The organism is Sediminibacterium sp. (genome assembly GCF_051860225.1).
Classification (GTDB): Bacteria; Bacteroidota; Bacteroidia; order Chitinophagales; family Chitinophagaceae; genus Sediminibacterium.
In genome coordinates, this window is record NZ_JBHYEI010000001.1 from 135938 (window position 1) to 149526 (window position 13589).

The 13589-nt window shown below is 35.8% G+C and carries 11 protein-coding genes; 5 read left to right on the top strand and 6 right to left on the bottom strand.

What is annotated here, in order from left to right:
• The 4 genes from ACTIEI_RS00515 to ACTIEI_RS00530 all read right to left on the bottom strand — a co-directional run.
• A partial coding sequence (locus ACTIEI_RS00515) for a beta strand repeat-containing protein (protein WP_439504316.1) occupies positions 1-4368 on the bottom strand: 4368 nt, incomplete at its 3' end.
• 34 nt (positions 4369-4402) lie between these two features.
• The gene (locus ACTIEI_RS00520; protein WP_439504317.1) at positions 4403-5674 is read right to left on the bottom strand and encodes a hypothetical protein; all 1272 of its coding nucleotides are present in this window, start codon (positions 5672-5674) and stop codon (positions 4403-4405) included.
• A 9-nt stretch (positions 5675-5683) separates the two neighbouring features.
• Entirely contained in the window at positions 5684-5893 is a 210-nt protein-coding gene (locus ACTIEI_RS00525; protein WP_439504318.1) for a response regulator transcription factor, read from the bottom strand.
• A gap of 152 nt (positions 5894-6045) precedes the next feature.
• Entirely contained in the window at positions 6046-6240 is a 195-nt protein-coding gene (locus ACTIEI_RS00530; protein ID WP_439504319.1) for a response regulator transcription factor, read from the bottom strand.
• Positions 6241-6501: 261 nt separating this feature from the next.
• Here ACTIEI_RS00530 and ACTIEI_RS00535 point away from each other — a divergent pair, with 261 nt between their 5' ends.
• From ACTIEI_RS00535 to ACTIEI_RS00550, 4 genes are all read left to right on the top strand, one after another.
• On the top strand, positions 6502-7044 hold the full coding sequence (locus ACTIEI_RS00535) for a hypothetical protein (protein ID WP_439504320.1): 543 nt from the start codon (positions 6502-6504) through the stop codon (positions 7042-7044).
• Between the two features lie 5 nt (positions 7045-7049).
• Positions 7050-7727, top strand: coding sequence for a hypothetical protein (locus ACTIEI_RS00540; RefSeq protein ID WP_439504321.1), 678 nt, complete (start codon positions 7050-7052; stop codon positions 7725-7727).
• 598 nt (positions 7728-8325) lie between these two features.
• Positions 8326-9150, top strand: a complete 825-nt coding sequence (locus ACTIEI_RS00545) for a sensor histidine kinase (protein WP_439504322.1) — start codon at positions 8326-8328, stop codon at positions 9148-9150.
• Positions 9140-9796, top strand: coding sequence for a response regulator (locus ACTIEI_RS00550; RefSeq protein WP_439504323.1), 657 nt, complete (start codon positions 9140-9142; stop codon positions 9794-9796). The genes ACTIEI_RS00545 and ACTIEI_RS00550 overlap by 11 nt, the downstream gene beginning before the upstream one ends.
• A 122-nt stretch (positions 9797-9918) precedes the next feature.
• On the opposite strand, the gene ACTIEI_RS00555 is transcribed toward ACTIEI_RS00550, so the two are convergent.
• Entirely contained in the window at positions 9919-11865 is a 1947-nt protein-coding gene (locus tag ACTIEI_RS00555; protein WP_439504324.1) for a hypothetical protein, read from the bottom strand.
• Positions 11866-11905: 40 nt separating this feature from the next.
• On the bottom strand, positions 11906-12511 hold the full coding sequence (locus ACTIEI_RS00560) for an outer membrane beta-barrel protein (protein ID WP_439504325.1): 606 nt from the start codon (positions 12509-12511) through the stop codon (positions 11906-11908).
• A 150-nt stretch (positions 12512-12661) separates the two neighbouring features.
• Between ACTIEI_RS00560 and ACTIEI_RS00565 the strand changes: the two genes are divergently transcribed.
• A complete protein-coding gene (locus ACTIEI_RS00565) occupies positions 12662-13588 on the top strand; it encodes a tetratricopeptide repeat protein (protein WP_439504326.1) in 927 nt (308 codons plus the stop codon).
• The last annotated feature ends 1 nt before the right edge of the window (position 13589 follow it).

The window sequence follows — 13589 nt, forward strand, 5'->3', positions numbered from 1 at the left end:
TGTTACACTTCCAATGGTTTCATTATTTAATAATCCTGTACTCGTAAACGCTGTTGACCCTGCAGCACCTGTTAAGGTTGAACCGTAAGGCTTGTTTACATTCGTTGCAGTAATTGTAAGGTTTGCTTTGCCTACTATAATATTACCAGCAGTATAAGTGATGGTATAATTATTCGCATCAAAAGTTCCGCCTGTTGCAGCACTTGGGGTTACACTACCTGTGTATGTTCCAATAGCAGCAGTAGGTGCAGCACCTGTACCATAAGCGATTGTTACACTTCCAATGGTTTCATTATTTAATAATCCTGTACTCGTAAACGCTGTTGACCCTGCAGCACCTGTTAAGGTTGAACCGTAAGCTTTATTTACGTTTGTTGCTGTAATCGTAAGTGGGGTTACTGTTACAGTACTTGAAGCAGTTGCTACATTTACTGTTGCCGCATTGGTACTTGTACAAACCACATTGCCATTATATGGTGAGGCAGCTACAGTATTGCTTAATTTTAATCTTACATAAATAGTAGTTGATGGAACTATACCTGCTGTTTGAGTTAAATTAACTGTATTAGCAAATCCTGTAGTTGATGAAAGACTTACCTCAAAACCAGTTGGAGCTGTTACAATGATATCATTAGTTAATGAAGCACCACTAATATTAAAGCTAGTACTGTTTGATGCAGTTCCGTAAGTTGTTGTCAATGCAGCTAAAGTGCCTGTGGTAGTAATCGTTGCAACATTACTTACAGTAATGATATTACCAGTTAAATCTGCTATTACTACAGCAGCATCTGCTCCTGCATTCCAGTCTTCAGCAGCAGCTAAATTATACGTTGTTGCACCAACTGAGCTTGTTCCATTTTTATTAAGTAAACTAATTAATGATGCACGGTCTGTTGCACCTAGACTAACCGTAAAACTTGTTGCGTCAGTTATTTCAACATTGGTAGTATTGTTTGTTAAGGTAAACGTAGCTCCCCCCTGTCCGGTAATTGTAAACTTGGTAACATCTATATCATTGGTTGCTCCAGATAGTTTTAATAAATTGGCACCCGTAACTACCAAAGATCCTGTTGATATATTAAAGGTAGCAGAAGAAATGGTAGGAACCGCTACATTACTTACAGTAATTGGATTTCCTGTTAAGTCTGCATTTCCCAAAGAACCAGCCATCCAATCAGCTGCGGCTGCCAAATTAAATGTTGTAGCTCCAGTAGAAGTTGTTCCGTTCTTATTGAGTATTTGATTTACTGCAGCAATATCTGTAGAATTAAGTGTAATACTAAAACTGGTTGCATCAGTTATTTCAACATTTGGAGAAGTTGTTAGAGTATATGAACTACCGCCTTCTCCAGTTAATGATAACTTGCTAAGATCAATATCATTAGTTGCTCCTGCATTTGATACAAAATTTGTTCCAGTAACAGATAACACACCTGTATTTGCATTATAAGTAGCAGAAGTGATGGTTGGAGTTGGTACATAGCTATACACCCATGCAGCTCCGGCATTACTGTTATCAGCATTTCCACCAACCATCGCCGTATTGCCATCCGCACTTAAGCTAACTCTATTACCTTGGTAGGCTGCACCCACTGCTCCTGTGCCTACTAATTTTGAGCCTTGCTGTGTCCACACTCCGCCACTACGGCTATACACCCAGGCAGCTCCTGCATTACTGTTATCTAGGAATCCAGCCACCATCGCCGTATTGCCATCCGCACTTAAGCTAACGCTAAAACCTTGTTGAGCAGAACCAACTGCTCCTGTCCCTACTAGCTTTGCGCCTTGCTGTGTCCATACTCCTCCACTGCGAGTATACACCCATGCAGCTCCAGCATCACTGTTATCGGCAAATCCACCAACTATCGCTGTATTGCCATCCGCACTTAAGCTAACACTTGAGCCTTGGCGGGCAGCACCCACTGCTCCTGTCCCTACTAGCTTAGCGCCTTGCTGAGTCCACACTCCTCCACTACGCGTAAACACCCATGCAGCTCCCGCATTACTGTTATCATTACGTCCACCAACCATTGCCGTATTGCCATCCGCACTTAAGCTAACTGACCAGCCTTGTTGGGCAGCACCCACTCCTCCTGTGCCTACTAGCTTACTCCCTTGTTGTGACCAAACACCACCACTGCGGGTATAAACCCACGCAGCTCCGACACTACTATTATCACTCTGTCCACCTACCAGCGCTGTATTGCCATCCGCGCTTAAGCTAACGCTAATACCTTGGCGAGAAGCACCCACTGATCCTGTGCCTACTAGCTTACCCCCTTGCTGGGTCCACACACCGCCACTGCGGGTATACACCCAAACTGCTCCGGTGGCACTGTTATCACCCCACCCACCGACCATCGCCGTATTACCATCCGCACTTAAACTAACGCTATAGCCTTGGAAGGCACCGCCCACTGCTCCTGTCCCTACTAGCTTACCCCCTTGTTGTGTCCACACACCACCACTGCGGGTATACACCCATGCAGCTCCTGCATTACTATTATCAGTAAATCCACCCACTATCGCCGTTTTACCATCTGCACTTAAGCTAACGCTAAAACCTTGGCCGGCAGCACCCACTGCTCCTGTACCTACTAGCTTAGCGCCTTGTTGGCCATTGGGTATTCGGCTGGCTGTTACCGTAAAGTTTCCTGTTCCATTGGCTGTTCCACTTCCTGTCGTTACACTTACCGCTCCTGTTGTTGCTCCCGGCATTACCATCGCAACTAAACTAGTTCCTGTATTGCTAATTGGTATCGCTGCTACTCCGCCTATTGTTATTGCCGTTGGATTGTTTAAGTTCGTTCCTGTTATTGTTACCAAAGTTCCTACTGGGCCAGTTGTTGAGGTAAATGAAGTAATGGTGGGGGGTAACTGTATATCTGCATTTCGTAAAATTGATAGTGTATTTGAACTACCATTCGATACTGCCAAATCAGGCTTCCCATCTCCGTCCAAATCTCCTATTGCAACTGAATAAGGATTTGTCCCAGTTGTAAAATCTATCTTAGCAGCAAAACTACCAGACCCAATGCTTCCACTAGTAGCGGTATTTCGTAATACAGATACTGTACTTGTACCGCTATTTGAGAATAACAAATCAGACTTACCATCTGCGTCCAAATCTCCAATCGCAATGGAAAAAGGTCCATTAGTCGCTTGAAAAAATACACTAGCAGCAAAACTGCCAGACCCAATGCTTCCACTAGTAGCGGTATTTCGAAAAACTGATACTGCATTTGAACTCTGAATTGCTATAGCCAAATCAGACTTACCATCTCCATCTAAATCTCCAATTGCTATTGATCGAGGATTAGCACCTGTTGTTAAATCTACTTTAGCGGAAAAACTACCAGACACAATGCTTCCAATTGTAGCTGTATTGCGAAAAACTGATACCGAATTTGAACCACCATTTGCTACTGCCAAATCAGGCTTTCCATCACCGTCCAAATCGCCTATTGCAACCGATTGAGGATTTGTCCCAGTTGTAAAATCTACCTTAGCAGCAAAACTGCTGGTACTAATACTTCCACTTGTAGCCGTATTGCGAAAAATAGAAAAAGTATTTGAAGACCAATTTGCTACTGTCAAATCAGGCTTTCCATCACCGTCCAAATCGCCTATTGCAATCGATTGAGGATTTGTCCCAGTTGTAAAATCTACCTTAGCAGCAAAACTGCTGGTGTTAATACTTCCACTTGTAGCTGTATTGCGAAAAACCGATACATTATTTGAACTTCCATTCGATACTGCCAAATCGGGCTTCCCATCTCCATCTAAATCTCCTATCGCAACTGAAATAGGTCCTGTTCTCGTTGAAAAATCTACCTTATCAGCAAAACTAGCAGAACTTATGCTTCCACTAGTTGATGTATTGCGTAATACCGAAACAGTATTTGAATTATAATTAGCTACTGCCAAATCGGGCTTCCCATCTCCATCTAAATCTCCTATCGCAACTGAAATAGGAGTACTTTCTGTTGAAAAATCAAACTTAGCTTGAAAATCAGCAGCGGTAATATTTGTTTTAGCAGGACTATAAATGGGTGTGAAATTACGTAAACTATATGCTGCTAAACTAGTTCCAGTATTTAATACAGTGATAGGCGCATAAGTTGCACCTGAAGGCACTGCAACCGTTAAACTCGTTGATGTTGCTGCAGTTACTGTTGCTTTAGTAGCTCCAAAAAATACAATATTATTTGCAGGGGCAGTATTGAAATTGGTTCCAGTAATAGTAACTACATCACCGGGCTTTGCACTGATGGGGCTAAATGAAGTGATAGTGGGTTGTGCAAAAACAGGTGTTAATCCAGTTATTAAAAATAGAAATACTATAAGCTTCAGGAAATATTTTGTCATACTGCTCATTTATTTTTAAGAATTGATAGGGGTGCTAATCGTTTACTTTTTTATCTAAAACATTTCCTACATCATTAAATATTTTTGTGATAATACTTATTGAAGCGTATGCTTGTCCATTGGTTAAACCAGGCACTTGTTTTCCAAAAATAATAGGCGCATGAAACTGAAACCTGAAACCATTATACTTGATAGAAAGTCCTGCAATTAACCCTGCATAGAATGCTTTATTATTTCCTAAAAAAGCGGCTCTTTTCTCTGTGTTAATATCACCAGCTATATAGCGAGCGGTGAAACCAAAGTCGGATGAAATTAAAATGTCTTTACCAGGTTCATATATAGATACCCAATGAACAGGAAACATGAAATCCATTGAAATCGGTAAAGCTTTTGCTTGAATACTATCTTGATTACTACTATTTTTAATTAGCCAATTGTAAGGCGTAACATTTACATTCCAAATAAACCCAATTTTATTGGTGATATTATTATAGGCTAATGGCCATAAACTATTCAAACGAAATGTTGTAAATAATGAAAACCTTCTCACCCCAGGAATTAACACTGATTGGGCAAAATCATTGTTTGTTGTTCCATTGCTTGTAATTGTATCATTTGCTTGTGAAACTGTAAAGACTCCTATAAACTCAGCCCTGTTTGGCTTATATGCCATCAAACCAAACCCACCACCTAATTGACTTTGATTAGCTACTTTAAAAGAGGTTACTACGTTTGCATTTCCAATAAATGAAACCTCATATTTTCTTTTGCGTGATAACACATTTATTTCTTCTTTTAATACTTTTGCTTTTATTCGATCTTCCCATTTTGTAATACCTGATTTTTTAAGAATATGTTGTTTCTCCTGAAAATCTAAGAGAGCAGCTTTTTTATCTGCCAATAATTTTTTCTCCTCATCAGTTAAACCGTAATAATATGCTACCCCATATTTTATTTCAGAAAATTTGATACTTTGTTGGATTTTTTCAAATATTTTAATTTTTTCGTCTTTATTTAATGAATGCTCTTTTGCAGATACTTTCGGGATTATTGAATCTAAGAGTTTTTTAATCTGAGAATCGATAAGATAAATAAAGGGGTCTTGTTTTAAATCAACAAGTGTATCACTTACTACTATTTTACGCTTATCAAAAATAACTTGTGAAGAAATTGTAAAACCAAATGCTTCTTTCCGATAATTAATTTGGACTGTGTGATTTTCAATCAATAAATCACTAGAAATCGTTTGACTAAAAACCGTCAAACTCAACTGAATAAATAAAAAAATTAAAATAATCTTTTTCATAACAGCACTTTAAATAAAACTTTGATCAGATGTGCTGCACAGAATAATCGCCTCCGCTCGATTTCTCACACCTATTTTTTTAAAAATATTCTTATTATGCTTTTTAACAGTATCCTCTGAAATATTCAACTGGATAGATATTTCTTTATTAAGAAAGCCTTTGCACAAATAGAACAGTACTTCCTTTTCCCTCCCTGTTAATTTCTCGAGTGTACCCATTAGTTTAGCGTATGACCGTTTAGCTCAATTCATTCAAGCAAATGCTTAAAAGCAATTATGGATTTAAAACCTGGGGGGAGTAAAAGTGGGGGTGCTTTATTAAAATAAAAATACACCAAAGAGGGGTATTAAAAAATCCCTCTTTGGTGTACCTAAGATTTGAATAAATTAAACCAAGCTACTATTGCTTCTGATCTATTACAAACATTCAGTTTTTTATAAATATTTTTATTGTGTGACTTAATCGTTTCTACAGAAATATTTAATACTCCAGCAATTTCTGCATCCGTTGCACCCTTAGATAATTCACTTAAAATTTGTACTTCCCTTTTTGTCAGCTTATTCATTCCTCTATGATTTGGAAAAGTCAAAAACTAGCGGTATTTTACTTATCCGATTTGGTTTTATAAAGATTCATGTGCAGCTCCCCCCGAAGCTGCACATTTGAACCTTATACAAATAGGTATTTTCAATTTGTATGGAACAAATTTCACATTATATAGACCAGTACAAATACGGAAAATGACTTTATTGAATACGTAAAATCACGTACTAAGCACCCCCGGCTTTAGCAATACTTTTACTTATCATATCTAAACATTTATAAAATGAAAAATGTATCAATTGGTCTCTTTATTATGGCGGCACTAGTCGCGGGTTATTTTATTGGCAAATCCAATGGCAAAATTCAACAGCCAGTAGAGAAAGAAAATGAGAAATACTTTATGGGCGATAATTTTATAATGGACTCTTCAGAAGTAGTTCGACTAAGAGATGTCTATGTAAAACATGGAAAAAGGGTGAACGGAGGAAAACCAGACAGTACGGTTACCAATTTTATCACATTTGATCGATCAAGCTTTGAAGCAATGGGAAGCTTTTTTAGTGACTCAACTAATAATGATGTGGCAGGTGTAAGATGTTATCTGATTCGCTACGACAAAAAATATAAAAAAGCAAATGGCCAGCCTCAAACAGCATGTGAAATCAAGGGTAAAAAATATGAAGAACAAAATAGCGTTGTGTTTCTTCCAGTTGATAAAGCAGGGCGTACACTTTATAATAGATGGACAAAATATACAAACAAATCAATTGCAGGATTTAATCATGGGGAGCTATGTCCTGAAAACTGTTACAATGAAATTCCATAGAGATTATGAACTTTATATTTCTATACTTTGAGATAGCTGCATTTATCTATGGCTTAATCTATTATAAGCATATCAAAAAAACCAAATTTGCTAAATTGGTTTGGCTCATTGGGATTGTTGTATTAGCGGAATTAATAGGCACTTATCAACGAAGGGTATTACATGTACCGAATGTTCAAGTGTATAATATTGCAACCCTAATTGAATTTATTTTATACGGACTAATTTTTACTGAAGTTTTCGGTTCAAATAAATGGTCTTGGTTTAGTAAATACTTTGTTTTAGCATATCCCATTTTATGGCTAATTAATATTACCCTCATTCAAGGATTTCAGGTCTTTCACACTTATACCATGAGTTTAGGAAGCTTTAGTATGATTATAATGGCTTGCTTTTACTTTATTAGTATCATCGAAAACGAGGAAAAAATAGACCTCCTTAAATCTGGTTCTTTTTGGTTTGCTACCGGAATTCTAATATTTTATTCAAGTGATATATTCAATAGTTTTTTTTTAAGAAATACCCATAAGATCAATTTATTCAATGGTTTTACCCTGTTCAAACTCATTAATACCGTGTTGAATATTATTTTATACTCCTGTTTTATTAAAGTTTTTCATATAACTAAAGAAAGAATTCAAAAAGAGACCAATGAATTAGTTCAATATTCTATACACAATTAAAATTGACACTATTTATATCCATATTGACTTTGCTTCTACTCTGTATTTATTCAATGAATTATCGTTATTTGAAGCATGGTGTACTTAAAAGTTTTATTCTTTTAATAGTGCCCTATGCAATCGTTAATTGGATGAGTTATTGGGTAAGTAATAATCAGGATGATTTAAACTACTTGGCTAATAATTTAATCAGGTTAAATGAATTTATTTTTATTGGATGGTTTTATAGCCAACTTATTAAATCAACAAAGACGCTTAAAAGATTTAAAATTTTATATTGGATACTGATAGTTGTTTCAGTTTCGAATATTCTTTTTATACAGGGTTTCTACGAATTAAATTCTTACACAATTATTCTAGGTAGCTGCATTTCTGTCTATTATATTTTTGAATATTTCAAAGAAATGATTCAACATACACAAAGCATCAACCTATTACAGAATCCATTTTTTTGGATTAGCATTGGGTATTTATTTCTTTTCATAGGTCTGTTTATATTGGTCTGTTTTGGAGCATATTTTAAATATTTAAACGACTTTGATTCTTTTCTGCCAATATGGTATTTATTTAATAATTTAATATTTACAATTCTATATTCTTGTTTATTAATAGCATTTTCCTTCAGGCTCAAACCAACGACTACCTAATTATAGGTATAATAATTGGTGCAGTTGTATTCCTGTTTTTAACTGTATCAATTGTATATTTTGTATTTGCCTATCAAAAGCGTCAAGAACAAAATAAATTAGAAAAAACCATGATGCAGAACACTTTTGAGCAAGAACTTATAAAAACAGAGCATGAGGTTAAGGAACAAACACTACAAACAATTGCAGCTGATTTACATGATAATATTGGGCAATTATTGAGTTTAACAAATGCCACTCTGTCTTCAATAAATGTGAGTGATCACACTAATACTGAGCAAAAAGTGGCAACTGCATTAAGTTTTGTGAATAGCTCTATCAAAGATTTAAGACAATTAGCAAAATTATTACAAGCAGAAAACTTGTTACAGCAGGGTCTTGTTCAAGCAATTGAACAAGAAGTAAGCTGGTTACAAAAAAACGGACAGTTTGATGTTCAATTCATCAATTATTGCAATAATGATCTTGTAGACCTAAATAAAAAATCACTTTTTATTTTCAGACTATTACAAGAGACTATTAGCAATATAATTAAACACTCAGAAGCAGATAAAATCATCATTGAAATTGGGGAGGATGAGAAAAAGCAATTTTATTTTAAAGTGACCGACAATGGAAAAGGAATTGATTTATTATCAGTTCCAATCAGTAAGAAGCAAGGATTAGGAATCGGAAATATGAAAAAGAGAATATCGATTATTGGGGGTCACTTAGATATTATTTCATCCCCTAACAAAGGCACTACCATCTATATCCAAGTTCCCTATGAAAACTAAATTACCCATTTTTAATATTGCCATGGTGGATGACCATAAAATGTTCCGAACAGGTATTGCGGCATTATTAAACGAGTATACAGATATCAATATTCTTTTTGAAGCAAATAATGGTATTGAGTTACAAAACAAAATTGCACTATTCCCAGATACACAAGTGATATTAATGGATATCAATATGCCACATATGAATGGCTATATGGCTACTTCTTGGTTAAAAACCAATTATCCGCATATCCATATTTTAGCATTGAGTATGTATGATGACGAACAGGCAATCATAAAAATGTTAAAAGCAGGAGCAAATGGCTATATTTTAAAAGAAGCTGAAATTAGCGAACTACACAAAGCAATTATTCAATTGGTTGAGAAGGGATTTTACACCAATGATTTGGTTTCTGGAAACATGATTCGGTCCATTCAAAAAGATACACTTACTACTGGTGGCGTAAAACTAACAGAAAAAGAAATATTGTTTCTTCAATTGTGCGCTAGTGAGCTTACCTACAAAGAAATGGCCGATCAGCTCAATATTGCAGTTCGCAGCGTTGACAATTACAGCAGAAGTTTATTTGAAAAAACCGGAGCAAAGTCAAGAGTAGGGGTGGTTTTATGGGCCCTGAAAAACAACTTATTAAATCATTAAAGACTTAATTCTGTTATGCTTTAGCGAAAGGAAAATGTTTGCAAATTGTATGCAAATAAAAAAGACCCGATTTAAAAAGACCCAGATTGTTTCGATTTTGAAACAACAGAAAGGTGGCATCTTTAATTACCACCGCCCGTTCCTGTAGTGTCTTTTTTAACAGTAGTGTCCTCCACAATTTGAACTGGAGTTGCTGTTATCGTGAATATCTCTGTAATTTTTTGCATATCACCACAATTGGTATCTGCACGCTTTAATGCCAATGAATAACGCCCTGCGGGTATATTGTCAAATAAGCCAGTAGTATTGCTATAAACTTGGTTATTTACTAGGTTTGTTAAGATATATTGCAATGAAATTTTAGGATCGGAAACTGCAAAATGCAATACTCCATTTTTTGCATCTTCAGTAGTGGCTGGAACAATTTTAGTCATTTTCACATCCACCTCTAATACAGATTCTTCAATACGGAATTTTCTTTCTACAGGCTTACAAAAATCGCTATTGTTAGAGTAAACCAACACACTGTATTCACCTGCTTGTAAATTATTGAACATCCATGTTGGCAAATTCGTAAACTCTGAACGGAATATCTCTTTGTTGTTATCACGCTTTACCAATACATAGCGAAATGGTCCAACCCCTTGTGTTATATTCACGGTAAATGAACCATTGGGGGTTTCCGTACAGCTACTTTTAACCAAATTGGTTACATTAATTTTTGCTGCTACCGGCTCCGTTAAGGTTGCTGCAAATTCTATTTTATTGTTACAAGAATCCAAAATTTGAATAACATATTTTCCTGCCATTAATCCACTGAAAACAACTTCTCTGTTTTTAATTTCCATCGTTCCAGCTTGTGGTAATATAGTAGCTCTTAGCGCTGCTGGATTACCACCTCTAAGTGAAACAACCACCGATCCATCAGATAAACCATTACAGGTAACGGCATTTATCTTTTTACTCAGTTCTTCTAATTTAGGATGTTCATTTACCACAACTGGATAATTAACACTACAAGCACCCTGATTTTGATCGTCGTTGCTTAAGAATAATTGGTATTGTCCTTTTGGAACACCGGTAAATAGGGCATTTCCATCAGTACTGCGTTCTGTTCTATCAGTTGGCTTTAATTGAAGTAAATACTTCTCTGTGTATCCTACAATATTTTTAATTGAGATAACCCCTTCACTTAAATCTTTGCAAGTATTGCTTACTACAATATTATTCAACTTCAAGGAAGGTGCTGCTGGCATAAATACAAATGCATTCGTTACTGGCATTCCCAATTCTGTTCCAACCATTAATGATGCACGTACATTTACTTTTTGATTAGCCATGGGTTCTGCTTTAAGCACATCAGCTAATGACACCTGTAATTCTGGCGCTTGCGTGGTACTCAATAAACTCCATTCTGATGAACCTTCTAATTGGTATTCCCATTTAAACAATACGTCTTCTTTATTAGGTAATAAGGAAGCGCCTGTTGTTAACTTTACTTTGCTATTACTGCAATATTTTCCAGATGCAATATCCAATACAATAGGATCTGCTGCTGGCAGCGTGTACTTTACTTTATATTCAATTGCAAAATTACCTCCTGAAGTACTCACATTCATCTTTCCGGAAGTGACACCTGGCTTAATGGTTTTAAGATCTATCACCCATTCTCCAAATTCATGCATTTTATCTTTATTAAATAAACCGCTTCCATCAAACTCACAATCTCCTTTCTTCTTATTTTTTTCAAATGCCTCCATCTTTAGGCCAATGGCAGTGCCATTGCTTAAATCCCATTCAATGGGGATTAATGGATAATCGACCATTGCATCAGTTTGCTTAAAGTCTATTAGGTGAAAACAATTAAACCCTTCGGAATCCTTAGGGTTTAATAGGGTATTATCTAGCTTGTTGAAAAATTTAATTCTTGGATCTGTCCCACTTTTATTGGAATACTTTAAGTGTACATCAGTTAGTTGAATACTAACCTTAATTTTCTTTTGCGCACTTGATTGGTTTATTAACGCCACCATGCATAGTACAAACAGTAAAAGCTTCATCACTTTCATAATAATTTATTAACCTATTCCAGCCTGGGGGGAGGGGCAATTATTTTCTAAGTCTAAGACCTACATAAAGCATATACATACCTGGTCTGCTGGTTCCTTGAGCAATTTCGGATATATTAGAAATTCCAAAATTATATCTAACACCTGCCATTAAACGTAAAGGCAAATTCATTTCCGCACCAATCACACCTGATAATTCAGTTGTTTTGAATGAGTTTTTTACATCTTGTTCTAAGTTACCTGTTTTAGATTTTGCAGTAATTAAGAATCCCATTTGTGGACCTGCATAAGCTTTTAAAAAGCCAATCTTGGTTTGTAATAATAGTGCAGGAGCTGCAACATAAGATAGGTTTGTTTCATCTACTGCACCACCTCTGTAAGTTCCACCTTTAGAATAGAAACCCAATTCGGTTCTTAGCGTAATAAAATGGCCAATTAGTCTTGAATTTAAAAAGAAGGATCCACCAACATTGGTTTTAGCTTCTTCTGATACATTCATTGTAGATATTTGATTATAGTCCAAATTAGACCTTTGTAATCCTACAATAAATCCAATTTCTTTTCTTTTCTTGTCATTGTCTTGAGCAAATACGCCCAATGTGGTGCCTGCTAAAAGCGCTGCGGTTAATAGGAGATGTAATTTCATAATTGTTATAGTAAGTACTAAAAGTATAAAATTTAGTTAACTTCGCAATAAAATTTGACGATTTGCATTCCTAATACCTATAAATAGGTACAGGAACCCCCCAACAAAAAAACCGACACCCCCCGGCTAATTTTGTTTACCAACTACACTATGAATAAAAAGTACTTACTTCTTTTCTGTTTTGTTACCACTGTAGCAATTCCAATTTGGGGGCAACCAATTGCAGATTTACTAAGGACTGCTAATAACAAAATTTTATTTAAAAATTATAAAGAAGCATTGGCTGGTTTAAATAAACTTGTTACTGTTGAAAAGTCTAACGAGCAAGCCTCTAAAGTATATCATTTAAGGGGTAGAGCACATGCAGGTTTAAAAATGCAGAAGGAAGCTTTAGCCGATTTTAATAGTGCCATTCAATTGGATCCAAACAATGCTGAAGCGCATAATTTTAAAGGAATCATTTTTTTGGAACAAGATAAACCAGAAGATGCGTTACTTTCATTTAACACTTCAATTGAAAAAAACATCACTTATGCCGATGCTTTCTTAAACAGGAGTAAAGCATTATTTAAATTAAATAGACACCAGGATGCGTTGGAAGACATTAATAAAGTAATTAAAGCCGCTCCTAGTAGTGTAGAAGCTTTATTATTGAGGGCTTCTATTAAGCGAGGGCTTAATGAAATTAATGGCGCATTGCAAGATTGTAATAAAGCTATTGATATTGATGAAAATGCTACGGAAGCATATATGATGAGAGCTGATATTCGATTAGCATTGGGAAATCCTGGGGCTGCTGTTTTAGATTTGAACTTGGCATTAGAAATTGAAGACAGCAATGAGTACTTATACTTTCAGCTAGCAAATACTTATTATAGTGCTGGGGATCTTAAAAATGCACTGAAATTCTTTAATACCGCCATTAGCTTTAATAACAAAGAAGCTAGTTTCTTTTTACAAAGAGGAATGGTAAAACAAAAACAAAATGACAAGTCGGGTAGTTGTGCAGATTTTACTCAAGCTGCTAAATTAGGTAGTTTACAAGGAGACTATTTAAAGAAACAGTATTGTAAATAAT